General features: G+C 40.5%; 32 protein-coding genes and 1 riboswitch. Of the genes, 26 read left to right on the forward strand and 6 right to left on the reverse strand.

Annotation, left to right across the window (positions count from 1 at the left end):
* The first annotated feature begins 225 nt into the window (after window positions 1-225).
* The 9 genes from KI659_RS17470 (at window position 226) to KI659_RS17510 (ending at window position 7134) form a co-directional block, all read left to right on the forward strand.
* On the forward strand, window positions 226-1215 hold the full coding sequence (locus tag KI659_RS17470; RefSeq protein WP_213946674.1) for a GlxA family transcriptional regulator: 990 nt from the start codon (window positions 226-228) through the stop codon (window positions 1213-1215).
* Between the two features lie 99 nt (window positions 1216-1314).
* The gene (locus tag KI659_RS17475; protein WP_213946675.1) at window positions 1315-1704 is read left to right on the forward strand and encodes a DUF1801 domain-containing protein; all 390 of its coding nucleotides are present in this window, start codon (window positions 1315-1317) and stop codon (window positions 1702-1704) included.
* A 17-nt stretch (window positions 1705-1721) separates the two neighbouring features.
* Window positions 1722-2600 carry an SRPBCC family protein gene (locus KI659_RS17480; protein ID WP_213946676.1) on the forward strand — a complete coding sequence of 293 codons (879 nt, stop codon included), beginning with the start codon at window positions 1722-1724 and terminating at the stop codon, window positions 2598-2600.
* 6 nt (window positions 2601-2606) lie between these two features.
* On the forward strand, window positions 2607-3041 hold the full coding sequence (locus KI659_RS17485; protein ID WP_213946677.1) for a VOC family protein: 435 nt from the start codon (window positions 2607-2609) through the stop codon (window positions 3039-3041).
* A 445-nt stretch (window positions 3042-3486) separates the two neighbouring features.
* Window positions 3487-3930, forward strand: a complete 444-nt coding sequence (locus KI659_RS17490; protein ID WP_213946678.1) for a DUF1428 domain-containing protein — start codon at window positions 3487-3489, stop codon at window positions 3928-3930.
* Entirely contained in the window at window positions 3899-4198 is a 300-nt protein-coding gene (locus tag KI659_RS17495; RefSeq protein WP_213946679.1) for an RNA polymerase alpha subunit C-terminal domain-containing protein, read from the forward strand. The genes KI659_RS17490 and KI659_RS17495 overlap by 32 nt, the downstream gene beginning before the upstream one ends.
* Before the next feature lie 251 nt (window positions 4199-4449).
* A riboswitch (cobalamin riboswitch) is annotated at window positions 4450-4639 on the forward strand.
* 118 nt (window positions 4640-4757) lie between these two features.
* Window positions 4758-5381: a PAS domain-containing protein gene (locus tag KI659_RS17500; protein WP_213946680.1), complete on the forward strand. Its 624-nt coding sequence runs from the start codon at window positions 4758-4760 to the stop codon at window positions 5379-5381.
* Window positions 5381-5764, forward strand: coding sequence for an acyl-CoA thioesterase (locus tag KI659_RS17505; RefSeq protein ID WP_213946681.1), 384 nt, complete (start codon window positions 5381-5383; stop codon window positions 5762-5764). Before KI659_RS17500 ends, KI659_RS17505 begins: the two co-directional genes overlap by 1 nt.
* 308 nt (window positions 5765-6072) lie before the next feature.
* A complete protein-coding gene (locus KI659_RS17510; RefSeq protein WP_213946682.1) occupies window positions 6073-7134 on the forward strand; it encodes a CNNM domain-containing protein in 1062 nt (353 codons plus the stop codon).
* Between the two features lie 13 nt (window positions 7135-7147).
* Here the strand turns inward: KI659_RS17510 and KI659_RS17515 are convergent, their stop codons facing one another.
* Window positions 7148-7480 carry a hypothetical protein gene (locus KI659_RS17515; protein ID WP_213946683.1) on the reverse strand — a complete coding sequence of 111 codons (333 nt, stop codon included), beginning with the start codon at window positions 7478-7480 and terminating at the stop codon, window positions 7148-7150.
* Between the two features lie 130 nt (window positions 7481-7610).
* Between KI659_RS17515 and KI659_RS17520 the strand changes: the two genes are divergently transcribed.
* From KI659_RS17520 to KI659_RS17560, 9 genes are all read left to right on the forward strand, one after another.
* A complete protein-coding gene (locus tag KI659_RS17520; protein ID WP_213946684.1) occupies window positions 7611-8711 on the forward strand; it encodes an AI-2E family transporter in 1101 nt (366 codons plus the stop codon).
* A gap of 99 nt (window positions 8712-8810) precedes the next feature.
* On the forward strand, window positions 8811-9386 hold the full coding sequence (locus KI659_RS17525) for a sugar O-acetyltransferase (protein ID WP_213946685.1): 576 nt from the start codon (window positions 8811-8813) through the stop codon (window positions 9384-9386).
* A 42-nt stretch (window positions 9387-9428) separates the two neighbouring features.
* Window positions 9429-10193, forward strand: a complete 765-nt coding sequence (locus KI659_RS17530; protein ID WP_213946686.1) for a TerC family protein — start codon at window positions 9429-9431, stop codon at window positions 10191-10193.
* Between the two features lie 207 nt (window positions 10194-10400).
* The gene (locus KI659_RS17535) at window positions 10401-11819 is read left to right on the forward strand and encodes a sensor histidine kinase (protein ID WP_213946687.1); all 1419 of its coding nucleotides are present in this window, start codon (window positions 10401-10403) and stop codon (window positions 11817-11819) included.
* A 6-nt stretch (window positions 11820-11825) separates the two neighbouring features.
* The gene (locus KI659_RS17540; RefSeq protein WP_213946688.1) at window positions 11826-12200 is read left to right on the forward strand and encodes a response regulator; all 375 of its coding nucleotides are present in this window, start codon (window positions 11826-11828) and stop codon (window positions 12198-12200) included.
* 15 nt (window positions 12201-12215) lie between these two features.
* Window positions 12216-13256: an adenylate/guanylate cyclase domain-containing response regulator gene (locus KI659_RS17545; protein WP_213946689.1), complete on the forward strand. Its 1041-nt coding sequence runs from the start codon at window positions 12216-12218 to the stop codon at window positions 13254-13256.
* A gap of 94 nt (window positions 13257-13350) precedes the next feature.
* The gene (locus tag KI659_RS17550; RefSeq protein ID WP_213946690.1) at window positions 13351-14238 is read left to right on the forward strand and encodes a YitT family protein; all 888 of its coding nucleotides are present in this window, start codon (window positions 13351-13353) and stop codon (window positions 14236-14238) included.
* Between the two features lie 2 nt (window positions 14239-14240).
* Window positions 14241-14834 (forward strand): HD domain-containing protein, encoded by a 594-nt coding sequence (locus tag KI659_RS17555; RefSeq protein WP_213946691.1) that lies wholly within the window; start codon window positions 14241-14243, stop codon window positions 14832-14834.
* A 289-nt stretch (window positions 14835-15123) separates the two neighbouring features.
* A complete protein-coding gene (locus tag KI659_RS17560) occupies window positions 15124-17037 on the forward strand; it encodes a tetratricopeptide repeat-containing sensor histidine kinase (RefSeq protein WP_213946692.1) in 1914 nt (637 codons plus the stop codon).
* A gap of 106 nt (window positions 17038-17143) precedes the next feature.
* Here KI659_RS17560 and KI659_RS17565 read toward each other — a convergent pair whose 3' ends face one another.
* Window positions 17144-17314: a hypothetical protein gene (locus KI659_RS17565; protein WP_213946693.1), complete on the reverse strand. Its 171-nt coding sequence runs from the start codon at window positions 17312-17314 to the stop codon at window positions 17144-17146.
* Between the two features lie 434 nt (window positions 17315-17748).
* Here KI659_RS17565 and KI659_RS17570 point away from each other — a divergent pair, with 434 nt between their 5' ends.
* The gene (locus tag KI659_RS17570; RefSeq protein ID WP_213946694.1) at window positions 17749-18801 is read left to right on the forward strand and encodes a sugar phosphate isomerase/epimerase family protein; all 1053 of its coding nucleotides are present in this window, start codon (window positions 17749-17751) and stop codon (window positions 18799-18801) included.
* Between the two features lie 476 nt (window positions 18802-19277).
* Window positions 19278-19970: a hypothetical protein gene (locus KI659_RS17575; RefSeq protein WP_213946695.1), complete on the forward strand. Its 693-nt coding sequence runs from the start codon at window positions 19278-19280 to the stop codon at window positions 19968-19970.
* A gap of 71 nt (window positions 19971-20041) precedes the next feature.
* On the opposite strand, the gene KI659_RS17580 is transcribed toward KI659_RS17575, so the two are convergent.
* Window positions 20042-20569 (reverse strand): HAD family hydrolase, encoded by a 528-nt coding sequence (locus KI659_RS17580; protein ID WP_213946696.1) that lies wholly within the window; start codon window positions 20567-20569, stop codon window positions 20042-20044.
* A gap of 700 nt (window positions 20570-21269) precedes the next feature.
* Between KI659_RS17580 and KI659_RS17585 the strand changes: the two genes are divergently transcribed.
* From KI659_RS17585 to KI659_RS17595, 3 genes are all read left to right on the forward strand, one after another.
* A complete protein-coding gene (locus KI659_RS17585; RefSeq protein WP_213946697.1) occupies window positions 21270-21617 on the forward strand; it encodes a type II toxin-antitoxin system RelE/ParE family toxin in 348 nt (115 codons plus the stop codon).
* Entirely contained in the window at window positions 21601-21906 is a 306-nt protein-coding gene (locus KI659_RS17590) for a helix-turn-helix domain-containing protein (protein ID WP_194975639.1), read from the forward strand. The genes KI659_RS17585 and KI659_RS17590 overlap by 17 nt, the downstream gene beginning before the upstream one ends.
* A 521-nt stretch (window positions 21907-22427) precedes the next feature.
* Window positions 22428-22658 carry a hypothetical protein gene (locus KI659_RS17595; protein ID WP_213946698.1) on the forward strand — a complete coding sequence of 77 codons (231 nt, stop codon included), beginning with the start codon at window positions 22428-22430 and terminating at the stop codon, window positions 22656-22658.
* 43 nt (window positions 22659-22701) lie between these two features.
* Here KI659_RS17595 and KI659_RS17600 read toward each other — a convergent pair whose 3' ends face one another.
* The 3 genes from KI659_RS17600 to KI659_RS17610 are packed head-to-tail and all read right to left on the reverse strand — an operon-like array spanning window position 22702 to window position 23950.
* Window positions 22702-23130, reverse strand: coding sequence for a hypothetical protein (locus KI659_RS17600; RefSeq protein WP_213946699.1), 429 nt, complete (start codon window positions 23128-23130; stop codon window positions 22702-22704).
* Window positions 23127-23507 carry a helix-turn-helix domain-containing protein gene (locus tag KI659_RS17605; RefSeq protein WP_213946700.1) on the reverse strand — a complete coding sequence of 127 codons (381 nt, stop codon included), beginning with the start codon at window positions 23505-23507 and terminating at the stop codon, window positions 23127-23129. Before KI659_RS17605 ends, KI659_RS17600 begins: the two co-directional genes overlap by 4 nt.
* Entirely contained in the window at window positions 23504-23950 is a 447-nt protein-coding gene (locus KI659_RS17610) for a hypothetical protein (RefSeq protein WP_213946701.1), read from the reverse strand. The genes KI659_RS17605 and KI659_RS17610 overlap by 4 nt, the downstream gene beginning before the upstream one ends.
* Window positions 23951-24254: 304 nt before the next feature.
* Between KI659_RS17610 and KI659_RS17615 the strand changes: the two genes are divergently transcribed.
* The 3 genes from KI659_RS17615 to KI659_RS17625 all read left to right on the forward strand — a co-directional run bounded on the left by KI659_RS17615 (window position 24255) and on the right by KI659_RS17625 (window position 26279).
* Window positions 24255-24473 carry a hypothetical protein gene (locus KI659_RS17615; protein WP_213946702.1) on the forward strand — a complete coding sequence of 73 codons (219 nt, stop codon included), beginning with the start codon at window positions 24255-24257 and terminating at the stop codon, window positions 24471-24473.
* A gap of 767 nt (window positions 24474-25240) precedes the next feature.
* Window positions 25241-26095, forward strand: a complete 855-nt coding sequence (locus KI659_RS17620; RefSeq protein WP_213946703.1) for a class I SAM-dependent methyltransferase — start codon at window positions 25241-25243, stop codon at window positions 26093-26095.
* Window positions 26070-26279, forward strand: coding sequence for a hypothetical protein (locus KI659_RS17625; RefSeq protein WP_213946704.1), 210 nt, complete (start codon window positions 26070-26072; stop codon window positions 26277-26279). The genes KI659_RS17620 and KI659_RS17625 overlap by 26 nt, the downstream gene beginning before the upstream one ends.
* Window positions 26280-26317 lie beyond the last annotated feature (38 nt).

Raw genomic sequence — 26317 nt, forward strand, 5'->3', positions numbered from 1 at the left:
GTTTAATGTCCAGAAGGGAATAGCTGCGCTGGATTCCCTTCTGGACTGATTAAAGGATTAAGGAGAGGAAGTACCTTACGTTAATCCCTTAATCCGTTAAACCCATCAACCTATTCATAGATCCGCGAAGCGGTTATAGGGAAATAAACCTGCCTTTGCCGGCAGGCTTCTAAACCAATTGATAAAATGTTAACTTTATAATCTGACCGTCAATCAATAAGCAGTATGAAAAGAGTTTCCATTTTACTTTTAAACCAAGTCAATTTGGGCAGTCTGGAAAATGCAAGATTGGGTTTGTTGGAGGCAAACCACTACCTGGAAAGCCAGCAGCTGCCACCGGCTTTTGAGGTGAAACTGGTCGGTGTGGAAAAGGAGGTCAAACTCCAAAATGAGCTCTATACTATTAAAGCTGAAAAAACACTTGATCAATTTGAGCATACAGACTTAATAATTATCCCACCCGTGCAGGGCGACCTGCAAGTGGCTATCCAGGAAAACAAAGCTTTTATTCCTTGGATCCAAGCCAGGGTGGGCGAGGGGGCAGAGGTGGTTTCCCTTTGCCTTGGGGCATTTATTTTGGCCAGCACCGGGCTCCTTGATGGTAGAAAATGTGTGACCCATTGGAAAGCAGCCAGTCAGTTTCAAAAGCTTTTTCCCCAAACACACCTCGCTCCAGACAGCCTTATGACAGACGAACAGGGTATCTATACCGGAGGCGGCGCCTTTTCTTCTGCCAACCTGATTTTGTATGTCATTGAAAAGTTCGTTAACCGGCAGGCAGCCATTTACTGTTCCAAAATTTTTCAAATAGATATGGGGCGGAATTCCCAATCCGAATTCATCATCTTCACTGGACAAAAGGACCATGCCGATGAGGTAGTGAGGAACGTTCAGGATTTTGTGGAGAAGAACTTTACCGAAAAAATCCAAGTAAATGACCTTAGCTCCAAGTTTAACCTTGTCCGGAGGACACTGGAACGGAGGTTCAAGCATGCCACCGGCAATACCCTATTGGAATACGTACAACGGGTGAGGGTAGAGGCAGCAAAACGGAATCTGGAAAAATCCCGAAAAAGCATCAGTGAAATTATGTATGATGTAGGCTATTCTGACAATAAAGCCTTTAGGGAGGTTTTCAAAAAATATGTGGGTCTGTCTCCCTTGGATTACAAACATAAGTATGGTGTTGCCGAAAATGCGATGAATTTGGTCTAAGAAATTTTGTCGCAATAGCCCCCTAGAATGTCGGATTGACACAGAACTGGGCGATTCAATACTTTTTAACTTTGGTATAACATTAACCCCTTTACTTTTATGCCTACTGAAATTGAGCTTTATAACCAAACATTGGAAGGAGAGGACAGGATAATTGCCGACCACCTTCATAGGGAAATCCAAAAAGGATTACCTGATGCGGAGAGCAAAATCTGGCATCGCCATCCGGTATGGTTTCTCAAGGGCAATCCCATAGTAGGCTATTCTAAATTGAAAAACTGTGTACGTTTGCTTTTTTGGAGCGGACAGAGTTTTGAAGAGCCAGGACTTCAGCCTGAAGGCAAGTTTAAAGCAGCAGAGTGCCGGTATCGCACCGTGACTGAAATTGACTCAGAAAAGCTGCAGCATTGGCTGATCAAGGCCCGGAATATTCAGTGGGATTACAAAAACATCGTCAAAAGGAAAGGGCAATTGGAAAGATTGGTTTGACTTAAATAATTACTTCTATGGAAAAGCTTGCACTAGTTAAATTAACTGTATCAATCAAAGCTCCTTTGAGCCAGGTCTGGGGATCATGGACTTCGGCAGAGCACATCGTAAATTGGAATTTTGCCAGTGAGGACTGGCACTGTCCAAAGGCAAAGCTTGAACTGAGGTCAGGCGGTGAATTTTCGTACCACATGGCTGCAAAAGATGGCAGTCAGGCATTTGATTTCAAGGGGGAATTTGAGGAAGTAGTCCCCATGCAAATGATCAAATTCCACCTAGATGATGGACGGAAGGTTCAGGTGCATTTCAAACAGATGAAAGACCATGTGGAGATTGTTGAGGAGTTTGAGGCAGAATCCTCCCATTCGATCGAAATGCAGCGGCAGGGTTGGCAGGCGATTTTGGAAAACTTCAAAGTATATACTGAATCGCTTTCAAAACTACATAGGTTGCATTTTGATGTTCAAATCGAAGCCCCCGCCCAAGCAGTGTATGAAATTATGCTGGCCCCTGATACCTATAGAGAATGGACGGCCGCCTTCCATCCAGGTTCCTATTATAAGGGCAAATGGGAAGTTGGGGAAACGCTTTATTTTATTGGACCTGATGCCGAGGGTAGGGAGAGTGGTATGGTGGCAAAGGTAACCAAGGCCAAGCCAGGAGAAATTGTGGGCGTGGAGATGCTGGGTATGCTGGACAAAGGAGTGGAAGTGACGGAAGGCCCCGAAATCGAGACATGGAAGGGTGCTGTGGAGGAATACCGTTTTGAGGAGAGAGATTCTGCCACCACCGTCAGGGTGACTGTGGATACGATCGGAGAATATAAGGCTTATTTTGAGGAAACCTGGCCTAAGGCATTGCAGATATTGAAAACCATTTGCGAAACCACTAAATAAACTAATATGGCAGCAGTTAGCACTTACCTGAATTTTGCGCGGGAGACCGAGCAGGCATTCAATTTTTACAAGGAAGTATTTGGCAATGATTTCATCGAGGGGATCCACCGTTATGGTGACATGCCCCCTTCGGAAGGCGCCCCTCCAATAGCTGAGGAGGACAAACACCTCATCATGAACATGACCCTCCCCATTGTGGGCGGCCACTTGCTGATGGGCACTGATGCCCCAGAATCCATGGGGTTTAAGCTCAACACAGGCAACAATGTCCATATCAGCCTCCATGTGGATAGCAAGGAGGAGGCACGCAAGTATTTTGACTCCTTGTCATCGGGAGGGGAGGTTAGCATGGAGCTTCAAGATATGTTTTGGGGTGAGCATTATGGCAGCTGTACGGATAAATTTGGAATACAGTGGATGTTTCATGCGCCGATAGAATAGTACGGTTAGGTGTTTATTCGGTCTGCGGCCTGGTTTAGAGGTTTAAAAATCGCAAAGCGGCGGCTTCATCGCGGCAGTTTCACGCAAAGGTCGCAAAGAGAAAGCGCAAAGGCCGCAGCTTTAGGGTTGGCTACACGCAGAACTTGTCCCGAGAAGTGAAGCGAATCGGGAGAGCGCAGATGGGTAGATGGTAGAGAGTAGATTCCCCACGTGGTGGCCTAGGCCACCACGTGGGGAGGTTTAGGGATAGAGGTGATTCACTGTGCCTTCATCCCTAAACATTTCTACCGTCCCGAAGCGCCTCGTAAATTTTCCATTGGCGCTCCTCGGGACATCTACTTTCTACTCAATTAAGTAAGATTCTAACCTCCTAACCGTAGTTTAGAAGATTATTCGACCTTCGGCCAACCTATTTCACAGACTTAAATATAAAGATTATATAATTATGGATTACATAGATGGCTTTGTTCTTCCAATTCCCAAAGTTCATTTGGGCGAATACCAAAATGTGGCTGGCAAAGTAGCAGATTTATGGAAAGAGTATGGAGCAACTGCTTATTGGGAATTCGTCGGTGATGATTTGACTTTTGAGGGAACAAAATCTTTTGTCACAAGCGTAGAAGCTAAAGAAGATGAGATAATAGTATTCGGTTGGGTTGCTTTTCCTTCCAAGGAGGTCCGTGATTTTGCCAATTTAAAAGTACCTGAAGACCCTAGAGTTGCAGCCTTAATTGCCCCGTTGACTAATCCCGATAAGGTGATTTTTGATGCGGGTAGAATGGTCTATGGAGGGTTCAAACCCCTTATCCAATCTAACGGACAGATGCAAATGAATATCACTAAGAAAACCGAAAGTTATGGCAACAGAGAAGCAAAAGAAGACCTGTAAGAATGGCCACACTTTCTATAAAAGTAGTGACTGTCCTACGTGTCCCACCTGTGAAAAACTCAAAGAGCCAGCTTCAGGGTTTTTGGCGTCTTTAAGCAACCCTGCGCGAAACGCCCTCCTTCATCACGGAATTGATACCATTCATAAACTATCCGAATTTACGGAAAAAGAAATTTTGAAAATCCACGGCATTGGAAAGGCTTCCTTGCCTGCATTTCGAAAATCGCTCGAAGAGCAGGGATTGACTTTTAAGAAAAGTGAAGGTTAGAATGGTGGTTAGGTGTAGCGCATCTTTGTTTCTTTGTCAAGTTTTTGGCCACAAAGACCCCAAGGTATAAAGAAATTATAAGACTTGTAAAAGTGGGTGAATTCGAAACTTACCTCCGAGTCGGAAACTCTCAACTCAATTGTGCGAAGTCTGAAAATATTCTCACAAGAGTGCCGGTTCGGCGCAAGACCAAGATTTCCGTTGTTATCCTCTTGTATAATGAAAAGAAAACTATAACTTTCCTTTTGAAATTTCATCAACTCAAAACAGGTTTGGCAGAAATGCCGATTAAAAAGGAATCATGTGCAAATCATGAGCTGTCCCGCAACTGTAATGTAACACGTGTTTTTGACCGAAATCAGCCATTGTCCCATTTATTTGGAATGAGAAGGCCGGCAAAAAGTTACAAGCCAGGAGACTTGCCTATTTTGTATTGACATATGCCCTCGTGGATTGGGGTAATAGTCAGGATTGGCCTAGCCAAATCCTCTTATTATTTATCTGCCAAAGGGCGTTGCGGAATTTTGAAAAATTATTTCAAAAATCAACTTGAAAAGCAATGTCAACATCCCAATTAGGTTATTCGTGGATTGATAGCCCCAAAAAAGTTAAACCCTTTCCTCCCGCTAGGCCAAAGTGCAGGACCATCCAAAGTTTGGATGTATTTGCGCAATCAGACTACTCCAATAATATTTCTCTACAGGCACTTCCCAATGTTCCTTCGGGGAAGGTCCCGTTTTTACACTGTTATGATGTAATTGCCATGAATAGGGTGAATGAAAAAGTTAGACAACAAGATGTCCAGGAGCTAAAAAGATTAGGCCATAGGTTTGCATGGGACCTGAATTGGTCAAATGTGTTACATATGCCTTATGAGGCTCTTGTCCTCACAGATGTAAATACCAACATCATGTGGACCTGTTCAGGTTTTGAGATTATGACAGGTTATTCGTCCAGTTATGCTTTAGGGAAAAAACCCTCATTTTTACAGGGACCGAGTACTAGGAAGGAAAGGATAAAGGATTTCAGACAAAATCTGGATCAGGAAATCGAATTTGAAATGCAGCTGACCAACCACCGCAAAAGCGGTGAAGCCTATGAATGTTTGGTACACATCCTGCCCTTAATTGGGCTTCGAGGTAATGTCACTCATTTTCTGGCTGTGGAAAGGGAGGTGGCCTGATGGATTTAGCTCGAAGGATTGCTGACTCCGAAACCAGGGTATTCAAGGTTGTGTTTCCCAATACTACTAACCATTACGATACCCTCTTTGGAGGCATGGCCATGTATCTAATGGATGAAGTGGCCTTTATGGCTGCTACAAGGTTCAGCAGAAAAAGAATGGTAACCGTTTCCTCCAAACAGATAGATTTCAACCACCCCATCCCTGCTGATACACTGATAGAATTAATCGGCAGAGTTACACGGGTAGGCACCACCAGTTTGGATGTCGAAGTGGAAATCTTTGTGGAAGAAATGTATAGCGATAGCCGTCACCTAGCCATAAAGGGAGGTTTCACCTTAGTTGCCATAGATGAAAATAAAAGTCCTCGTTCTGTGATTTAAAGGTTTAATGACCTAAAGAACCTTTATAATAAAAAAGCTGCTAGTCAATTTTGATAGGCAGTGTAACCCACATTTAGCCATTCAACTTTTCATACTAACCTTCTAAACTTTCCAATTCATTCGCAGCCTGGCAGGCTTCTAAACCTCGGTTCAGAAGGTTATTCGGCCTTCGGCCTGGTTTAAGGGTTTAAAAACCGCAAGCGACGTGGAGGGTGTAGCTTTGGTTTCAAGCGAAGAGCGTATGGGATTCCTTTTTTTTGTGAAATAAACCTCGATTATTTACTAAATTTATATGGTAATCGATACATATGACGCTCTTATTGTTTTATTTGCTGTTAGCCCTCGGGATTTCGTTCGTCTGCTCCTTATTAGAGGCAAGTTTGTTAAGTATATCCCCATCCTATATTGAAACCCAAATACAGGAAGGAAAAAGTTATGCTGGAAGATTAAAAGAGCTGAAAACAAATATTGACCGCCCATTGGCGGCTATATTGAGTTTTAACACCATAGCTCATACGGTTGGGGCTGCCGGAGTGGGGGCAGAGGCCGTCAGAATTTATGGAAATGAATTTTTTGGAATTATTTCGGCAATCCTCACGATCCTGATTTTAGTTTTATCTGAAATATTCCCCAAATCTTTGGGGGCTGCTTATTGGAAGAAAATAGCCCCTTACATGGGAGGGGTTTTGGCCGCTATGATCTGGATCCTGTATCCGGTGGTCATTATGTCTGAGAAGATGACGAAAGTTTTTAGCGGTGGTAATGAAAGTACCACCAGTAGGGAAGAAGTGGCTGCCTTGACCCATATTGCCACCAAAGAGGGGTGGTTTGCTGAAAGTGAGTCCAAAATAATTCACAACCTTATCATGTTCAAAACCATACAGGTCCATCATGTAATGACCCCCCGAACGGTCACCCTGGTGTTGGATGAGGAGACAACTTTAAAAGATTTTTTTGTAAAAAAAGAGATGAAGGCATTTTCTAGAATTCCATTATATAGGGAAAATATAGATAACATTACAGGCTATATCCTCAAATTCGACGCTTTTGAAAAACTGGTGCAGGATGAGTTTGACCTAAAGCTCAAACAACTCAAAAGACCTATCACCATAGTGCAGGCAACTGATCCCATTCCTGATGTATTGGAATTACTTCTAAATAAACGGGAGCACATTGCCATGGTGGTGGATGGGTATGGAGGAATGAGTGGAATAGTCACTATGGAGGATATTTTGGAAACTTTGTTGGGGTTGGAAATACAGGATGAAAGTGATGCCATTCAGGATATGCAGGATCTGGCCAGGACCCAATGGAAAATCCGGGCGGCCAAAATGGGTATAAAGCTGCCTCCTTCTGAAAATATTGATTGAATTTGTGGCAGAATTACACGATAACCAAGCTGATTTTTTTACCCATTTGCCTTGCCAGCTGGATTATTGGGGAAAGTTCAGAAGAACTTCCGTTGCAAAAAACCACTATACACTCACAGGCATCGATAATCTCCAAATGGTTTTGGGATTTTTCAAGCTGGCCCAAATTTTTGTGATGGGTTATATGCATCAAAGGTAACCTGTTTATTTTGGCATATCTTTTTGCAAACCTCGCCGCTCCCCTGTCTCCGTTTATAATAATTTGTGAGATATTTAATCCTATTAAACTATTTTTGAAAGCGTCCCAATCCCTGAAATTAGCACTTCCTATAATGGCTGTTTTCATTTTATCCAATGTTTTGGATTAGTTGGATTATTAAATATTGAAGGATTAACTGTAATGTCTTAACATATGATTTATATTGGTAAACATTTGATTCTCCTGATAAGTTTTGCTTTGGCTACTTGACCTACCTATGAAATCCAAATCATTGAATATTGCCGCAAGCCTGCTCATACTTTTTATGGTCGTGGCTATTCTTTACATTTTAAAAGGCTTGATTATCCCCCTGTTGTTTGCAATCATTTTTGGGGTTTTGCTTTTCCCACTTTGTCACCGGCTGGAAAGATGGAGGCTTCCCAGAACCCTGGCTGCGGTTATATCAGTAGTGGTATTGATCTTAATGGTTACAGGTTTATTTGTCTTGCTTGTCAACCAAGCCATAGTGATTGGGCAAGACGGGCAAGATTTGGGTGAAAACTTTGTGGAGATCTATGATTCCATCACCCAATGGGTAGAATCTACCTTTGGGATACAGAGGGGTAGCCTAACCTTGCGGGTACGTGAGGAGGGACAAAAGGCCGCGTCCAATGCAGGAGGATATTTGGTGGCATTTTTTGGGTCTGCAGGAGGCACTATTGCCAATATCATTTTGCTGCCGATTTTTATTTTTTTCATGCTCTATTATAGGGATTTTTTTGTAGAGTTTATTATCCGAGCCAATTCCAGTCAGCCTGAGGAAAATACCAGGGGAGTCATTCAAGAAATATATAAAGTAATACAAAGCTATCTATTGGGTCTTCTGATAGTAATGGGTATAGTGGCCGTATTGAATTCCCTCGGGTTGATGTTTATGGGAATCAAATATGCATGGTTTTTTGGGTTTTTTGCTGCTATTCTATTACTGATTCCATACATTGGGATCGCTATCGGTTCGATAGTGCCAGCATTGTTTGCATTGGCTACTATGGATAACTATTGGTATGCCTTGGGTATTATTGCTTGGTTTCAGGTGGTACAATTTTTAGAAGGAAATTTCATCACACCCAATATCGTAGGGGGGCAGGTGCAGGTGAACCCGTTTTTCGCCATACTATCCTTGTTGCTGGGAGGCATACTGTTTGGGTTGGCAGGTCTTATACTGGCCATACCCATGATGGCAGCATTAAGAATACTGCTCAATCAAAATAATACCACCCGGCCCTATGGCTTTCTGATTGGAGAACCCGATAGTAGATATTTGGGAAATAAGAAAGGCAAAATTGTATCGATTCAGGAAAAATCCAACCTTGAGTAATAGTGCATTTTTAGGATCAACCCCTGGGTTGCATTCTTACAGGGCAAGCTTTAGTAAGCTGCACCATTTAAGGAATTTATATAATTAGAAATCACCCAGATGACAGAAAAGGAAAAAATGCTTAATGGAGAATTTTACGATTCCAGGGATCCCGAACTAATTAGGATATACCATAAGGCAAGAAAATTATTATTGGAGTACAATAACCTAAATTCGGAAAACATTAAAGAACGAGAGAAGATTTTAAAGCTGCTTTTTGATTTTGTGGGTAAGGGTATTTGGATTGAGGCTCCGTTTTATTGCGATTATGGAGAAAATATTTCGATTGGTGAAAATACGTTTGTTAATACTAATTGTATGTTTTTAGATAACAATAAAATCAGTATAGGGAAAAACGGATTGATTGCCCCATATGTGCAGATTTACACGGCTTCCCATCCTCTAATAGCGTCTGAACGAATAGCGCAGGAAGGAAATAAAAGCAGATATAAAACATTTACCAGGCCAGTTGATATCGGGGACAATGTATGGATAGGTGGAAATTCAATTATTTGCCCGGGTATTACTATTGGAAACAACGTTACCATTGGAGCCGGAAGTGTAGTTACCAAAAATATTCCTGATAATGTCTTAGCCTATGGCAACCCCTGCAAAGTGATGAGGGAATTAGAATAACCTTTTGTAATTATAGGTAGTCTTTGCAATTAATCTGCACATATGGAAATCTATCTACTCACAGAAACTTGGATAGCTTTGGCCACGCTTACCTTTCTCGAGGTGGTGTTGGGTATTGATAATATTATTTTTATTTCCATAATATCCAATAAACTGCCTGAATCCAAACAGGAAAAGGCAAGGGTAATAGGGCTTGTATTTGCCATGATCTTTAGAATAGGTTTACTTCTGGGAATTACCTATATTATAAAATTCAACGACCCGTTATTTGGTCTGATGGGATTTCAATTCAGTGGCAAGGATTTAATTCTTATTGGCGGTGGTCTGTTTCTCATCTTCAAATCCACTTTGGAGATCCATCATAAGATGGAAGGGAAAGCCGAGGTGATTAAAACTAACGTGACAAGCAATGTTTTTAGGGTCATACTCCAAATAATCCTATTGGATGCCGTTTTTTCATTTGATAGTATTTTGACAGCTGTGGGCCTCGTGGATAAGGTACAGATTATGATTGTAGCGGTGGTGATTGCTATGGGGATTATGATTCTGTTTGCGGGTAAAATAAGTGCCTTTATCAACAGGCAACCGACTTTGCAGATTTTGGCCCTTTCATTTCTGATCTTAATTGGTTTTATGTTACTGATAGAAGGATTCCATGTGGAAGTACCTAAAGGTTATATCTATTTTGCTGTTTTTTTCTCCCTGACAGTTGAACTTGTCAATATGAGAATGCGGAGAAATTCGGAAGGCAGGAAAGTGTCACTCAATCCCAGACTGAAGGAAAGTGGCAATGAGCGCAAAAGGTAATAGATTGTTTAACTTTAACTATTGCTTTATTTGTTATTTTCATGCAAATTTATCGACAGAAAAAAATATGGATTATCAGCAATGATGCCAGGGGGCTTCCTTCAATGTGTCGAAGCTAGATTGTAGAGGGAGGATGGGATAGAAAGCAAATACAGGCAACAAAGCGAAGATTGAATATAAAAGCTAATATCCCTATCGGAAGTTATAATGAATGTAGAAATTATAGTCGCCATTATTCTTATTTCCTATCTCAGGACTTCTTCTTTGACTTATGAAGTTCCACTAAGATGGAAGAAAACCCTAAAGTGGGGGCTAATTGTATCCATCACGGTATGGATTTTAGATGTTTCCACCTTGCTAGGGGATGTATTTGGGAAAGTGCTCTCAATTTTATTAGTAGGGGCTGTAATTTATGCTATTCTCCGGTTTAAAGAATTGGACAAAGGCAGACAGCTTGTATTCGCCTGGTTGCCTCTTTTATTATTATCCCTAATAATTGAAGTAGTCGAATTTATTTTTCCACAGTTTTACAAGCGTTGGGATGACTATTTCCTTTTGGCCATATTCTGTGCTATTGCATGGGGCATTGCCATGTGGATCAATAACAACAGGCAAAGAAAAGCCCTTGAAAGAGAAAAGATTAAATCCTTGGCTAGGGAACAGGAGTTTAAAGCCACTGAGCAGATGAAAATAATGTTGGAAAGACAGGTCCGTGAACGGACCTCGGCACTTACCCAGCAAAAGGAAGAACTTGAAAAAACTCTTGAAGAACTTAAATCCACTCAGGCACAGCTCATCCATGCCGAAAAAATGGCCTCCCTCGGAGAGCTTACTGCTGGAATAGCGCATGAAATCCAAAACCCGCTCAATTTTGTCAATAACTTTTCCGAAGTAAGCAGTGAACTTCTTGATGAAATGAAAGAAGAACTTCAGAAGGGGGACATCGAGGAGGTAAAGGTTTTGGTAGAAGATATCAAACTAAACCTGGAAAAAATAAACCACCATGGCAAACGTGCCGATGCCATAGTCAAGGGAATGCTGATGCACAGCCGGAATAATTCTGAAGAGAAATCCCTTACGGACATTAACGCCCTTGCTGAGGAGTATCTCAGGCTATCTTACCATGGCTTACGTGCAAAGGATAAATCCTTCAATGCAAGTTTTAAGTTGGACCTCCATCCAGATCTTCCAAGTATAAACATTGTCCCCCAGGATATAGGTAGAGTCTTTCTTAACCTTATCAACAATGCCTTTTATGCCGTCAATCAGCAAGCCAAAAACCTCCAGGAAAAGGGAATACAGGACTATACACCTAAAGTTGAAGTAGCCACCGCTCTTTATTCTGATCATGGCAGAGGGAATGTGATGATCACCATTAGGGATAACGGCATAGGTATACCCCAGGCCATTAAGGCTAAAATCTTTCAACCCTTCTTTACCACCAAGCCTACCGGCGAAGGAACAGGACTTGGGTTGTCGCTTAGTTATGATATCATTAAAGCACACGGAGGTAATTTAGAAGTAGGACACAATGATTCAAACGATCAATTCAACGCGGAAATCGGATTGGAAGAGAGTTGCCGAGGAACCGTATTTACAATTACTCTACCTTATGATAACATATAAAGACATATGAAAATACTAATAGTTGATGATGAAAAGGATGTAGAGACGCTTTTTAGGCAAAAGTTCAGAAAGGAAATCAAAACTGGCAACCTAGAGCTTGTTTTTGCTTTTTCCGGAAGGGAGGCCTTGGATATTCTCGAGGAAAGCAACCCTCCAAAGGTAATGTACATGTTTTCCGATATCAACATGCCGGGCATGAGTGGCCTGGAGTTATTGGAAGAAGTAAAAGCTCGCTACCCTGAGCTACAGGTAAGCATGATTTCAGCCTATGGCGACCAAGAAAATCATGATAAAGCCATGGATTCAGGAGCCACGGGATTTTTCACCAAACCCATAGACTTTGAATCCCTTAAAAAAGAGATCAACAATTTACTGCAATAAGATAAGGAAAAAGAAATGGCAAAGATATTAGTGGTAGATGACGAGGAGGATTTGGAAATTTTAATCAAACAGAAATTCAGGCAAAAAATCCGACAAAGTGAATATGAATTTATTTTTGCAATCAATGGCAGACATGCCTTGGAGAAGCTTAAAGACCATAAAGATGTAGACTTGGTTCTCAGTGATATCAATATGCCCGAAATGGACGGGCTGACTCTGCTCTCCAAGCTCAATGAACAGAATTCTCTCCTAAAATCCGTGATTGTATCCGCCTATGGGGATATGGACAATATCCGCCTGGCTATGAACAGAGGAGCATTTGATTTTGTGACCAAACCCGTGAATTTTGCGGATTTGGAACTTACTATTGATAGGACCCTGAAGCATGTGTTGATGATTAGAGAAACCCTTAAGGCTGTTAAGGAAAACAATATCCTCAAGATGTACGTGGATGAAACCGTCTTAAATTTTATGGGTGGGGTGGAAATAGAAAAAGCCATGTTTCTTAATGAAAGTGTGGAAGGAACAGTGGCCTTTATCGATATATGCAGTTTTACCAGCATCAGTGAAAATGAGTCACCGGATAAGGTAGTGGAGCTGTTGAACTGCTATTTTGACATCATGGTACAGGAGATAATCAAGGAAGGAGGGGTGGTAGATAAATTTATAGGCGATGCAATCATGGCGGTGTTTACCGGTGATTATCATTTGGATAGAGCAATTGACAGTTGCCTGGCCATTAGACAAACCTTGGATGGATTGCCGGGATTTCAAGGTAAAGCTGAATTTAAGCCTCAGGTGTCTATAGGTATCAATTCTGGGGAGATGGTGTCTGGTAATATCGGTTCCACCACCCTCAAAAGGTTCGACTTTACGGTTATAGGGGATATTGTAAATGTCGCAGCCAGGCTGCAGGCCGCTGCAGACAAAAACCAAATTCTCATTACCGAATCCAATTATCAGAAGGTAAAGGAATCTTTCAATTGCAAAGAATCCAATGTATTGAAATTAAAGAATAAAAAGGACCCTGTGGTGGTCTACGAAGTTTTGGAGTAGGAAATTAAGAGTCTATATTTAAAAAACATCATGGCAATCCAGCCGAGTTTTGGATGATCGGGACTGTTCCGGGCAAAGATTTAAATTAAGAATAATGAGTGATTTGAAAAAAATTAATTGGAAGTCTATTTTTTCATTTAAATCGATAGCCTTTACGATAATTGGGGTTGCTTTTGCAGTAGTAGGACTTCAGGGTTTTATGGTACCCAATAATTTTCTAGATGGGGGAATCACGGGCATCTCCATATTGGTCAAAGGATTTGCCAATGTACATATCAGCATTCTTTTGATAGTTTTCAACCTTCCTTTTCTGATTATAGGCTATAGTAAAATTGGCCAAACATTCAGCTTGAAAGCTCTAATTGCGGTATTGCTGTTGGCAGCCGGAATGTATTTTATTGAAATCCCCATATTCACTACAGACAAGGTTTTGATAGCAGTATTTGGAGGCTTTTTTATTGGGATGGGGATTGGATTTGTAATAAGAGGGGGAGGAGTAATAGATGGGCTGGAAGTGATAGGATATTACACCAAGAAAAAATCCGGATTCACATCAGGAGAGATAATCTTGGCTTTAAACACGATTATCATCTTGGGAGCGGCTTTTAAGTTTGGTATAGAGACCGCCATGTATTCCATATTGGTTTACTTCACGGCCATGAAAACCTCCGATTATGTGGTGGATGGGTTTGAGGAATACACTGCCCTGACCATTATCTCCAAAGAACACGAACAAATTAAAAGTCTAATAGTCAATAATTTCGGGAAAGCTATTTCCGTGTATAAAGGAGAAAGGGGCTATCTGCCTGAAAACTTTCATTTAAAATATGAATGTGACATCATTATGACTATTGTCACCCGATTGGAAATCCATAGGATTAAGGAGGCTGTCAATGAGATAGATGCTGAGGCCTTTTTTTACATACAAAGCATTAAAGAAGTAAAAGGTGGACTGATCAAAAGAAAGGCAGAGCAGCATTAAAAATGGTGAATTTCAAAACTGTCTATGACCAGATTATTCCCAAACTTCAACGGGATCTTCCAGCCTATCTTTTATATCACAACGTCGGGCATACCCTTGATGTGTTACAAAACTGCCTCCTGTTAGCAAACCATGAAAATTTAGGACCGGAGGAACTTTTGCTTATCCAAACAGCAGCCGTGTATCACGATGCAGGTTTTATAATTCAAAGAGAAAACCATGAGGAACTAGGATGTGGCATGGTAAGGGAAGACCTTCCCGAATTTGGTTTTTCATCGGAGCAGGTAGAAAAAGTTTGCGGGATGATTATGGCTACAAAAATACCCCAAGCCCCAGTTACTATTATGGAAAAAATATTGGCAGATGCCGACTTGGATTATCTGGGGACTGAGGGGTTTGAAGACAAAAGCGAAAGGCTATTTAATGAAATGAGGCATTTTGACCCAGAATTGAATTTGACAACCTGGCTTAAAATTCAAATAGACTTTTTGAAGAGGCATATTTACCATACTGCCTTTGGTACGGATTATCGGGAGCAAAAGAAACAGCAAAATCTACAAAAACTAAAACGCAGATTAGACTCCCTAACCTCCTAACTTTTCCAATTCGTGAACAGTATAGTTCTAATTGCTCAGCATAGGTAGAGACGATGACCGGATTGCTATCCTCAGATATTTTGTCAGCCAGGGAGTTTATTGGCCACTTGTTTGGACCGCAACCAATAATCATATATAAATATAGATGATGGGATAGGCTTTGTAAGAGTCAGGTTCATTCATCTCTATGAAGGGCACGGGGAGGTGAATGTTTCTGTAAAAAAAATAATCAACTATTCTTCTTTTAAATTCTATTAATTTGTTAATTTGACCCTACATCAGTGTAATTATGGTTAAGTTAGCACCTTTAATCATTCTTTTGGTATTGGTGGTAACGTTGACTTCTGCCCAGCATTCCTTCAGCTACCAGATTCAAAATGATCTATCCCCTTCAGAGTTATTAGAAGATACGACTCAAATCGACAGTATTGCAGATCTGGCGTATGAATTCAGGGGCTCCCATCTTGACAGTTTACTTTTTTATGCACAGTGGACACTTAACTCTAGTAGAGCAATTAGTTATTCCAAAGGTATAGCCAAAGGCTATTCTTATTTGGGTATTTATCATTACCAAAAAGGGAATTTATCGGAAGCTATAAGTTTTTATTTACAGGCGGCCAAAGTTTTTGAAGCGCTTAATGATGTAAATAAACTGGCGAGTGTTTACAACAATGTGGGGTTGGTCTATTATGAGATGGAAGATTTTGCTACCGCTCTTGATTATCACCTAAGGGCGATTCAATCCAGTGATTATAACCAGGAGCCAGTCGTTATAGCCAATTTTATGTTAAATCAAGCTAATGCTAAGTTACAATTAGGTAATCTGGAAGAGACCCTAAGCATTTATCATGAGGCTATCAAAATACTGAAAAATGCGGGCAACATTACCGATTTGGCTAACCTGTATCTCAACTTGGGAAATAATTTTGGCAGGGAGGGCTTGATGGATTCTGTTAAAATTTATTTTGACAAAGGTCTGTATCTAGCAGAGCTTGATGATGATTACGATGTGCTCTCCTATGCGTTGGTTAGCCAAACCCGCTATTATACCTATACCAAAGATTATGGGCAAGCTTTACAATATGCCAAAAGGTCACTTGATCTTGCGGATCAATCCGGCTCTTTGCAAAATAGGGTTAATGCATTATATGCTATTTCCCAACTTTACGAGTATATGGATTCTTTTAAGGAAGCCTTGAATTATACTAAAAGACATGCTGTATTGAAAGATTCACTAAGCAGAAAGGAGAATAGTTTGGAGATTGCCCGACTGGAGGCCAATGCAATTGTGGATAAACAGCAATCACTTTATAACCAAGAACTGGACTTCAAAGAAAGGAGTTTAGTCAAACAGCGCTATATAATCCTCTTATTATTTGTCTTTTTGGCTACCTCCCTGGGCTTGGTATATCTCATTTTAAAGAAATGGGAAAATACGCGTATTCTTTATAGCCTGCTGGAAAAAAGAAACCAAGAAATCAATGAGCTTTCCCAGCACACCGAGGCGCTCAATATCCACCAACAGCAAATTTTCAAAGTGTTGGGCCATGACCTCAAGGGACCTGTAAGATCCATCGCGACGGTCACCGAAATGGCCAGTCAGGATGAATTTACCTTAGAGGAACTCAAGGAACTATTGCCCCAGCTAAGTTTGCAGGCTAAGCAGTTAAACATGTCACTTGAAAATCTTCTTCACTGGGCTATGGAGCAAATGGACGGCGAAAGGCTTAATGCCAGTAGCATCCAAGTGGACAGTTTGATTTACACGGTTCTCGAGTTTTTGGACGTGGCTATCAAGGAAAAATCTTTAATAGTAGATGTTAAGGCAGAAACTTCAGCCTATATCATGGCAGATACACAGATGGTCATGATCGGAATTAGAAATGTACTGGCAAATGCAGTGAAATTTACCCCGGCAGGGGGGTATATTTCTATTATTTGTAGAAAAGTTGAAGGCAGAGTCATAATAATCCTAATGAATGAAGGCAAACCTGTACCTGAAGCCATAATTGATAAATTCAATAATGGGCAATTGATAGGGGAGTCCAAAACCGGCACGGGAATAGGCCTAAAACTTGCAAGTTCCTATATTTCCAAAAACCGCGGTACTGTTACGATGAGAAATTTACCTGATGTGGGGGTAGAGGTGGCTATGGAATTTCCGGAATGCCAATTTACCCCTTCAAGCGTAGACCAAGTCTGAAGGCCTTTTCAATTCTCTTCAATAAGCGAACTTCGCAGTAATTTTCAAACGTTCCCTCAAGTCGGAGACTCTCTGCTCAGATTATAAAGGCTCAAAACCGAGCAACTCATTTTAATTGGCTTAAAACTTCATTGAGTTCACGCGTGTAAGTATCAATGGAATCAGCTGCACTCCTCATATAATTTACCAAATCACGAAATTCCTCTTGGGAAATATCCTCATTGGCCAAATATGCTGATACAGAAGAAATCTGGGTGACCGGTTTTATATCGATCATTGACATAAGTTATTATACCATTGGTGTCAAATGCTATACATGCAATTCCCGATCCGCGAAACGGTTATCGGGAAATAAACCTGCCTTTGGCGCCAGACAGGCTTCTAAACTGCCTTTTCCTGAACCATTTCCTTTTGACCGGTTGGATAAGGCGCTAGTTCTACTTAAATTGATTGAGGAAGTTCAAAGTAGGAGGGTTTGAGGTTATAAGGTTCCTTTAGTATAGCAAAGAGTTTCTTAATTGCGGAGTTTAAGAGTTTATTTGGCTTCCGGCCTGGTGCGTGTGGGTAGATGGTAATGAGGTGATTCCCCGGTTGGTGGCTATGGCCACAGCGGGGGGGATAAGGGTGGTGCTAGTCTTCATCGGGCAATAGCCCTGTGGTAGAGAAAGGAAAACAAAAGGATAAAGTTTGAACAGTAAAAATTGAAATCGGATGAAATCAGTTAAAGGTCCCGCTATATTTTTAGCGCAATTCATGGGGGATGAAGCCCCTTTCAACAGTTTGGAAAACATAGGGAGATGGGTGGCCGGTCTTGGCTACAAGGGAGTGCAAATTCCCACCTGGGATGCCCGCTGTATAGACCTGAAAAAGGCTGCCGAATCCAAGGATTACTGCCAGGAGATACAAGGTGTCCTAAAAGAATTAGGACTTGAAATAACGGAGCTTTCCACTCATTTGCAGGGTCAGTTGGTGGCTGTGAACCCTGCTTATAATGTAGTTTTTGATGGGTTTGCTCCTCACAGTGTCAAAAACAACCCGGAAGCCAGGACCGCTTGGGCGGTTGACCAGATGAAGCTTGCTGCCAAGGCTTCGGCCAACTTTGGCCTGACCGGCCATGCTACCTTTTCGGGAGCATTGCTGTGGCATACTATTTATCCATGGCCTCAAAGGCCTGCAGGTTTGGTGGATATGGGCTTTGAAGAACTGGCAAAACGTTGGATGCCAATATTGGACGCCTTCGATGAAGCCGGAGTGGATGTCTGCTATGAGCTCCATCCGGGAGAGGACCTTCACGATGGGGTAACCTTCGAGATGTTCCTGGACAAAGTGGGCGGGCATAAGCGCGCCAATATACTTTACGACCCTTCACATTTTGTGCTGCAATGTCTGGATTACAAAAAGTTCATAGATTATTACCACGAAAGAATAAAGATGTTCCATGTAAAGGATGCCGAGTTTAACCCGAGCGGGAAGCAGGGGGTGTATGGAGGCTATCAAAGCTGGGTGGACCGTGCAGGAAGATTTAGAAGCCTTGGTGACGGTCAAGTGGATTTTAACGCTATTTTCTCGAAACTTACACAGTATGGTTTTGATGGATGGGCAGTTTTGGAATGGGAATGTTGTCTAAAAGATCCGGTTCAGGGAGCTACAGAAGGCGCCCCCTTCATTGAAAACCATTTGATTACAGCTACTTCAAAGGTCTTTGATGATTTTGCAGGGGGAGGAGTTGATAAAGAGACAAATAAGCAAATTTTGGGTTTATAATAATTTGCAAAGCTTGAAGATAGGGAGGAGAGTTGTTCAACAGGTCGATAGAACACACCAAATTGACAAGGAGCTTCAAGGCATAAAGAAAAGCTAAGGATCGCTCAAAGTGAATGGATGGAATATCGAGATAAAGAGATCGAATTCTCAAAGCCAACTCAACTACCATAGGGAAGGCACAATGTGGCGTCAGATTGCAGATCGGCCCAAACTCAACCTGTCAAGAAATAGAACCATAGATATTGAAAGTTACATTGCCAATTTGACTATCGACAAGTAATGGATCACGACCCGGTGATTTTGCAGCCTGGTTTCAACGCATAGTCCAAGGGAAGCAGTAGGGCACTAGTGATCTTGTTTGTTAGATTTGGCTTTTGTTGTTAAAAAGTAGGGGTTTGTAAATTTGAGTTACGTACTTTCAATTCATAAATTATTTTTAATGGTTCAATGGCTTAGTCACCGAAAGATTGATCAAAATGTATAATATATTTGAAAATAATTTTTATCAAGATCGAGTAATTAAAAGGATTCATGACGATAGTGATACCGATTTAGAAAAGAAATTTAAATCATATTTAACTTTCTGGGGTGCGTTTGGGTATTTGGCATGGGAAGAAATGTTGGCCAATAATTGTAAAGTATTGTCACCCAAAAAAATGGATCAGGATGTGATCAAAATGGGACAATTGTTTACCAACAATAAAGCGAGGACAGATTTCAATAATAAAGACCAAGAGAATTTTGAAGCAAAAAGAGAATTATGCCGGGAAATGTATGTAAATCTCTCTGCAAATGAATTCAACAATGTTTTAAGCAAATTCTATGTCCCAAATACAATTGACAAACTCATTGCTATCAAACTTTTGACTCCAAGAATGGACTCTAAGTTAGGAATCGATACGCTTTCTAAAATCGATAAGGATAGATGGATGAGCTTTACGGTGTTACCCCAGGCAAGCCTTCAACATGTTATTGATAATCCCATAGCTTATCTCTTGCTTAGTTCAGTTAGGCAAACTGCTAATTTTGAGTTTTTGATTTTAGAGATGCCATTGGGATTTAGATATGTGCCAACGGATAACCTATGTGATTTCAATGAGATTTTAATTAATTCGAATGATATTATCAATGCCAATGGCAATCTAAAAGCCTTTTTCACAAAAGGATAAATTACCCTAAACCGCTATCCGGAATTTGAAAGGGAATTGCAGGTTGGGGTGATTTTTTATTTAACTCTTAATTAAAGATATCTGGTTACCAACTCAAAGCCGTTTTCTTCAAAGAAATTGATACGGCAATCTGCCAATTCACAATTGATTTCCAAATCGCCATTTGTAAATGCAAATACCTTCATACCTGCGCGCTTTGCAGCCAGCATACCGGTGTGAGAATCCTCGATTGCTATGCAATTTCTAGGTTCGATGTTCAGACTTGAGGCGGCTCTATGATAGATAGCTGGATCAGGTTTTAGCTTTTCAATAAAGGTTTTTACCCCCTGATTTTCACAGCTTTGGGTTCTTATCAGTTCGATGACACGTAGAATCACCATTTCTTCCACATCTTTCAAAGTCTTTTGCTTCCAAGGGTATTTTTCAAACCAGAACTCTGCTACCTCGGTTGTGGTCATCGATTTGGTAAGGTTGGTATATTCTTCCGTTAATACAACTCCTAGTGAGGAGAAAACTTCATTTTCAGCCTGCTTCCAAAATCCTTCAGAGTCGACCAATACCCCGTCCATGTCAAATATGACTGCTTTGTCATTGCTCATAGTTTCTTTTAAAGTGTAAACTTTACCTTAAATCATCTAAAGGTACAATGTTTTGCCTTTTTCAAAAACCTCAGGTAGGTATCATTACAGGTTTTAGCCACAAAAGCGCCAAGTCCCAAAGAAATAACAAGAAAATTGGTAAAGTACCATTCGGAGACTCTCCTTTCAGTGGGGTGCGAAGTCTGAAACAATCACTCAACGGGAAAAGGGTGTTCACAGCTCCGCTAGGAGCGGCCGATATAATAACCGCCGGTGGCAACCGGCAGGCAGCAACACCCGCCTTCCTATAAGTCCCAGAGGGACGCACCATATGAATTTCGGAGTGGCGGCTGGAAGATCAAGGTTATGATAAGGGTGCATATAGGTAGATGGTAGAAAGTAGATTCCCCGCATGTTGGCCATGGCCATTGCGGGGAGGGTTAGGGATGTGATTGGCTGCGTGCGGACAGTGCACCGCAATGAATAGGAGAGGTCTATTTGCCTTTCATTGACGGGTTGCCTTAAGTAATCCTTTAAAAATAAGCCTGCTAGATCCAGGCCATTTATGAGGCTTATGCCCCTGGATTTGGAGGAATAAGCCACATAGGGCTTATGGAGATATTGGAGTTATATGCAATATTAGAAGCTCTGTAAAGCTGATTTAAGGAATAATTTTAAGACTAGTGGTTTCACTTTAGGGAAACTTTTGTAACTTTGTATTGTGGGTAAAAATCAGAAACATAGGAAGATAACGTTTTACAAGGATTACTTTCAAGACTTCTTTTCGAAACAAAGCGAAAAAGTAAAGGCAAAGGTTGTTTGGACATTTGATTTGATTGAGGACCTACAAAGAATTTCGGAAACATATCTCAAACACATAGAGAATACCGATGGTCTTTATGAAATTCGAGTTCAGTTAGGAAGCGACATTTTTAGAATTTTCTGTTTTTTTGACCAAGGACAATTGGTTGTATTAGCAAACGGTTTTCACAAGAAAACACAAAAGACCCCCAAGAGAGAAATAGAAAAGGCACTTAAAATTAAATCAGAATATGAAAGCGAAAAATAAAAATTTAATGACTCTTGAAGAGTTTAAAGAAAAGAACTACGGTAAACGAGGGACAAAAGAGCGTGACGAACTGGAAGCAGGTTATGAAGCATTCAAAATCGGAGCTTTAATTCACGATACTCGGATTGAAATGGGAATGACACAGGAACAGCTTGCAGAAAAAGTTGGAACTACAAAATCCTACATTTCGAAAATTGAGAACAATATTAAGGAAGCTCGAATTTCAACACTCCAAAAAATCATAGAGCTTGGTTTTGGCGGGAAACTTGAATTAAATATAAAAATTTAACGGGTGACCTGATCGAAAGAAGGAAATTGCATATAATCGAGTAGAAGGCCGTGAGCCATAAACCCACAGCCTGTCCCGCTTTTTCTGCGGGAGTGGGCACCGTCAAAATTGGAGATGAGGAAGAAGTGTATATGCGGAATTCCCCCTTGCAGGGGCGAAAAATTTTTCGCCCCTGCAAGGGGGCAACGGATCTAATTGCCCAATGAACGGATTCATCACCGGCTAATCTGGAGTGGCATAGGGAGAGTGTTTTAGGCTTAGTCTCACAGCATTCTTTAGATCATGCAGATCTTTTTCCAATGCANATCTAATTGCCCAATGAACGGATTCATCACCGGCTAATCTGGAGTGGCATAGGGAGAGTGTTTTAGGCTTAGTCTCACAGCATTCTTTAGATCATGCAGATCTTTTTCCAATGCATCCATATAGGTGTTTATTTTATTGACATTAATGTGTTTATAAGGTAAACATACTAATTCAGATTCCATAGAGTTATTAAATGTGGAAAGATATACCACCTCATGGACAATTCTGTTTATGCCTTAATATTAACTGTAATAATTTCTGCGCTAATTTTCAGACCAGGATTATGGCATTTAATTTTATTTGGTATTTGGCAAGCTTTAGGAATGGAAAGTGGAGAGGCGACATTTATAATTTTGATGGATGTTTTAATAGCAAGTTTAATCTTTTATGTAAACTATTCCATAATGGGAAGTATTTGGAAAATTAGAAAAGAATCCCAGAAGTAACAAAAAGCGTAAATTTTTTCCTTTTTTGAAAGCAGGGGAGTATTTACCTCATCAAGGACTTAGGATCTATTACCGGCAGCATGTAGTGCTCTAAGGGTGTACCTAAGAGTTTTGAGAATACAATGCCCCTGAGCGTTGAATAAGTAATCCCAGTACAGGTTAAGCCGATAATGGGATCAAACTTAATGGTTTCCCCATCTTCTCTCTTAAAGTCATCCAAATTCTCGACCTTAAGGACAAAGCTGCATTTGAAATTACACTTGCATAGGATATCTTGTGCCTCGTTCTTGAGTTCCAATTTCCCATCAAAAACAAACTTCAAGATACGGTCCTCTTTCGAAAGTTCATGGTGCATTCCAATTTCCAGGCTTGGAACCTGTTTTATTGAGCTATTTGTTTCACCTACTCGGTTAAACGAGAACTCCAAAAGCTCTACATCCACAATTTGGATCTTGTCCGGTATTACATTCATGCCACCATTACGTAATTGCTTTCTCCTGCTGGCCTTTCTCCATAAGTCATGGAAGTGTTTTCAGGAATAAAGTAAACCTGGGAAGAAGAAATGGTTTCAAATCTTTTTGGTGTGCAGATGATGGTTTCACCTATAGCCACTTGTATTTTGGCTAATGTAAGGATAGATAGGTTATGGGTTCCGCTTAGCAATCTGCTAATTTCAGACTCTCTTTTCCCCATTTTGTCCGCCAATGTTTTTTGGTTCCAGTTTTTGGAATCCAATATTTCGTGGATCTGATCCACGATATCCAGTGAAAGGGAAGCGAATTCTCTGTCATGAGGCTTAACTTTGGCCCTTAACCTTTCAAATGCAGAAGTCTTTTGTGTGTCTTTCATTGCATTAATTCAAATCCTGGTTCAATCCTTAATTGATTTGGAAGAATTTCGATATCTCCTTCCTGTATAGCCTGGTCTATTAACCTAGTAAATTTTTCCGCCTGATAAAAAAATGGAGATACATTTGGACATTCTTGTGCGGTATTGGCTGTTTTAATATCTCCATTAAACAAAATAACTATACTGTCCGACAAACGAAGACAATAAAGCCTCCAGTTTTCAACGGGTTCAAACTCCTCCAATTGAAGCTCCTTTACGGCTTTATTCTTAGGGGGAAGAGCTTCAAAGGCTTTTTCTTTTCTAAAATACCGTTCCTTAGCCCCTCTATAATCGCCTATTTCCTCGAGAACGGCAATAAACCTGCTGGAATCCTCCTCCGCAGCAAATGTTTCCATCTTCCCGAAAAATTTCTCCGCCTCACTTACTTCGCCTTCCAGCGTCACTGAGTAGAATTTCACCCTTCGAAAGATAAACTGATTTTCCAGCGTAATAGTTGCAAACTTATTCACATATATGTTAAGTTACAAAGAAAGAATCATAATTCTCTAGAATATTTATTTTGGTTATCCGCTATCTTGCCAGTTAGCTTCCTCGACTACTATAATAATGGCTAAAATCTAGATTTAAGGCCACTTCGGTCTTCGGTCTTCTGTCTTCCTGCCCAAATAGCAAAGAAATACAGGCTTCTGGCATCACTGCGGATATTCATGATATTATAAATAGGTCTTTGCAAAACTATTGTAAATCATGTCCACCCGCAATACCCTAATCGGGGTAATTTTTCAGAGATCCGATTTCAGAGCCACCCGAAGATACCACGAAATCTATACATCCGCCATCCGGCGCCCAAAATCCGACATCCCTCCCTCGGACTTCGGACATGGGCCATCCCGACATCCGTCATCCAGCACCCAACATCCAACATCCCTCCATCCGACATCGGACATCCCGACTTCGGACAGCTAAAATTACCCCAATCACGGTATTTTTAAATTGTAATTAATTTCTTAATCTTGGAGGAGGTAAAGTGGATGGTCTTTAGGTGAATGACGAGGGCTTCTTCCTATCAGTTACTCCTTGCTGGGGCACGTGGGGATATTGGCGCTGGAATTCTATGACCGGTCTTGAATCATGTAGGTAATGCCACGGTATATCCGAAGATTATGAAATACTTGAATTGTTCTGAAGCGGCTGGATGGAAAAGTGGGTCGTCAAAAGATTGAAGGTGAAAAGGACCCTTACCTCTGAGGTGGATGCAGAGGAGGAGATTCTGGTGTTTAAGGTAGGAATGATTAGCATTGAATAGTAGAGGCCTTTATCATTAAGGTTTGGCAGGTGAAAATGTTTTTAAGAAAAAATAAGCCTGATAAATTCTCACTATTTGTGAGGTTTATCCCTCTTAATCTGGGTAGATAAGCCTCATAGGACTTATGGAGATATTCGAGTTACCTGCCATTTTAAAAGACAACTGTACCAACAAATCAATTCTTTATTTTTATATTTGCAACCTGTTTTATTATTCATAACATATTATCTGCATCCTTATCAAAAGGACTAACTCGGTAAAGAAGCCGAGTAATAACTCTATTGAAGTTTACCAATTTCAATACCCAGATAATATTACCATTTAATTTCCTTGAATGTTAATCAAAACAATTGACCTCAAATCAATTGCATTATCACTTTGCGCTATACCTAAATAGCTCAACTGTGATAAAAAAAATGAATTAAAAATGAATAATAAACAGTTAATAAGCAGAGATATAGAGAACTTTTATAATAAAGTGTCGGAAGAAACCAGACTTGAAAAAGGTATGGGAGTATTTGAATTTGAACGAATTAAGTCACTCATTGAAAAATACACTCCGAATTTTTCTTCAAAAATCATTGACGTTGGTGGTGGGACAGGGAAATATTCAGAATGGCTTGCAAAAAAGGGACATTTAGTTCATTTAGTAGAACCAGTTCCTAAACACATAAAGATTGCGAAAACAAGAGCAAATAGACTAAAAAACAAGTTTTCCATTCATTTGGGGGAATCTCGAAAATTGGAATTCCCTGATAATTATGCCGACCTAATTATTCTACACGGTCCGCTTTACCACCTTCAAAAAAAAGAAGATAGAGATTTAACTATTCAAGAAGCGAAGCGTGTTTTGAAAATAGACGGAGTTATACTGGCATTTGCAATAAATTATACTGCCTCAACTTTAGTTGGACTTTTAAATGGTTTGATCCATAAAAAAACATTTTTTGAAATGTGCAAGGAAGAATTGACTTCTGGAATTCATAATCCACCAGATGATTTTCCCTGGCTGTTAGCCGAAGCATTTTATTACAAACCATCACAACTCAAAAAAGAGTTTATCAGTCAAGAATTAGTCCATCTCAACACTTACGCTGTTGAAGGTTTAGCTTGGCTTGACAAGGATTTTTTCATCAATTTGTCAAACGAAAAACGAAAAAACACATTGTTAGAGCTAATCCAGTTAACAGAAAATGACCCTTACCTTCTACCTTTTAGCCCACATATGATGATAGCAACAAAAAAACAAGCAAATTATGGAAAACAAAAACAGATATTATAACTTACTGAAAGAAGATAATGGTAAACATAATGAAATTGACCTTGGAGAAAAAATTGGACTAAATGAAGAAGAAACAATGGAAATAATTTCTCAACTTCTTTCGGAGCATAGAATAGAATACGAAGAAAACAAAGCTTGCAACTATAGAGTATTGAAAAAACCGAACAAAAAAAACGGCAGGTAATCGAGTAGACGGCCGTGAGCCATAAGCCCACGGTGCGC

Origin of the sequence: Litoribacter ruber, assembly GCF_018449405.1 — a bacterium.
Taxonomy (GTDB): Bacteria; Bacteroidota; Bacteroidia; order Cytophagales; family Cyclobacteriaceae; genus Litoribacter; species Litoribacter ruber.

What these genes read in the sequence shown, in the direction of transcription:
- KI659_RS17470 (WP_213946674.1), top strand. Translation starts at nt 226, where the DNA reads ATGAAAAGAGTTTCCATTTTACTTTTAAACCAAGTCAATTTGGGCAGT.
- KI659_RS17475 (WP_213946675.1), top strand. Translation starts at nt 1,315, where the DNA reads ATGCCTACTGAAATTGAGCTTTATAACCAAACATTGGAAGGAGAGGAC.
- KI659_RS17480 (WP_213946676.1), top strand. Translation starts at nt 1,722, where the DNA reads ATGGAAAAGCTTGCACTAGTTAAATTAACTGTATCAATCAAAGCTCCT.
- KI659_RS17485 (WP_213946677.1), top strand. Translation starts at nt 2,607, where the DNA reads ATGGCAGCAGTTAGCACTTACCTGAATTTTGCGCGGGAGACCGAGCAG.
- KI659_RS17490 (WP_213946678.1), top strand. Translation starts at nt 3,487, where the DNA reads ATGGATTACATAGATGGCTTTGTTCTTCCAATTCCCAAAGTTCATTTG.
- KI659_RS17495 (WP_213946679.1), top strand. Translation starts at nt 3,899, where the DNA reads ATGGCAACAGAGAAGCAAAAGAAGACCTGTAAGAATGGCCACACTTTC.
- KI659_RS17500 (WP_213946680.1), top strand. Translation starts at nt 4,758, where the DNA reads ATGTCAACATCCCAATTAGGTTATTCGTGGATTGATAGCCCCAAAAAA.
- KI659_RS17505 (WP_213946681.1), top strand. Translation starts at nt 5,381, where the DNA reads ATGGATTTAGCTCGAAGGATTGCTGACTCCGAAACCAGGGTATTCAAG.
- KI659_RS17510 (WP_213946682.1), top strand. Translation starts at nt 6,073, where the DNA reads ATGACGCTCTTATTGTTTTATTTGCTGTTAGCCCTCGGGATTTCGTTC.
- KI659_RS17515 (WP_213946683.1), bottom strand. Translation starts at nt 7,480, where the DNA reads ATGAAAACAGCCATTATAGGAAGTGCTAATTTCAGGGATTGGGACGCT.
- KI659_RS17520 (WP_213946684.1), top strand. Translation starts at nt 7,611, where the DNA reads ATGAAATCCAAATCATTGAATATTGCCGCAAGCCTGCTCATACTTTTT.
- KI659_RS17525 (WP_213946685.1), top strand. Translation starts at nt 8,811, where the DNA reads ATGACAGAAAAGGAAAAAATGCTTAATGGAGAATTTTACGATTCCAGG.
- KI659_RS17530 (WP_213946686.1), top strand. Translation starts at nt 9,429, where the DNA reads ATGGAAATCTATCTACTCACAGAAACTTGGATAGCTTTGGCCACGCTT.
- KI659_RS17535 (WP_213946687.1), top strand. Translation starts at nt 10,401, where the DNA reads ATGAATGTAGAAATTATAGTCGCCATTATTCTTATTTCCTATCTCAGG.
- KI659_RS17540 (WP_213946688.1), top strand. Translation starts at nt 11,826, where the DNA reads ATGAAAATACTAATAGTTGATGATGAAAAGGATGTAGAGACGCTTTTT.
- KI659_RS17545 (WP_213946689.1), top strand. Translation starts at nt 12,216, where the DNA reads ATGGCAAAGATATTAGTGGTAGATGACGAGGAGGATTTGGAAATTTTA.
- KI659_RS17550 (WP_213946690.1), top strand. Translation starts at nt 13,351, where the DNA reads ATGAGTGATTTGAAAAAAATTAATTGGAAGTCTATTTTTTCATTTAAA.
- KI659_RS17555 (WP_213946691.1), top strand. Translation starts at nt 14,241, where the DNA reads ATGGTGAATTTCAAAACTGTCTATGACCAGATTATTCCCAAACTTCAA.
- KI659_RS17560 (WP_213946692.1), top strand. Translation starts at nt 15,124, where the DNA reads ATGGTTAAGTTAGCACCTTTAATCATTCTTTTGGTATTGGTGGTAACG.
- KI659_RS17565 (WP_213946693.1), bottom strand. Translation starts at nt 17,314, where the DNA reads ATGATCGATATAAAACCGGTCACCCAGATTTCTTCTGTATCAGCATAT.
- KI659_RS17570 (WP_213946694.1), top strand. Translation starts at nt 17,749, where the DNA reads ATGAAATCAGTTAAAGGTCCCGCTATATTTTTAGCGCAATTCATGGGG.
- KI659_RS17575 (WP_213946695.1), top strand. Translation starts at nt 19,278, where the DNA reads ATGTATAATATATTTGAAAATAATTTTTATCAAGATCGAGTAATTAAA.
- KI659_RS17580 (WP_213946696.1), bottom strand. Translation starts at nt 20,569, where the DNA reads ATGAGCAATGACAAAGCAGTCATATTTGACATGGACGGGGTATTGGTC.
- KI659_RS17590 (WP_194975639.1), top strand. Translation starts at nt 21,601, where the DNA reads ATGAAAGCGAAAAATAAAAATTTAATGACTCTTGAAGAGTTTAAAGAA.
- KI659_RS17595 (WP_213946698.1), top strand. Translation starts at nt 22,428, where the DNA reads ATGGACAATTCTGTTTATGCCTTAATATTAACTGTAATAATTTCTGCG.
- KI659_RS17600 (WP_213946699.1), bottom strand. Translation starts at nt 23,130, where the DNA reads ATGAATGTAATACCGGACAAGATCCAAATTGTGGATGTAGAGCTTTTG.
- KI659_RS17605 (WP_213946700.1), bottom strand. Translation starts at nt 23,507, where the DNA reads ATGAAAGACACACAAAAGACTTCTGCATTTGAAAGGTTAAGGGCCAAA.
- KI659_RS17615 (WP_213946702.1), top strand. Translation starts at nt 24,255, where the DNA reads ATGTCCACCCGCAATACCCTAATCGGGGTAATTTTTCAGAGATCCGAT.
- KI659_RS17620 (WP_213946703.1), top strand. Translation starts at nt 25,241, where the DNA reads ATGAATAATAAACAGTTAATAAGCAGAGATATAGAGAACTTTTATAAT.
- KI659_RS17625 (WP_213946704.1), top strand. Translation starts at nt 26,070, where the DNA reads ATGGAAAACAAAAACAGATATTATAACTTACTGAAAGAAGATAATGGT.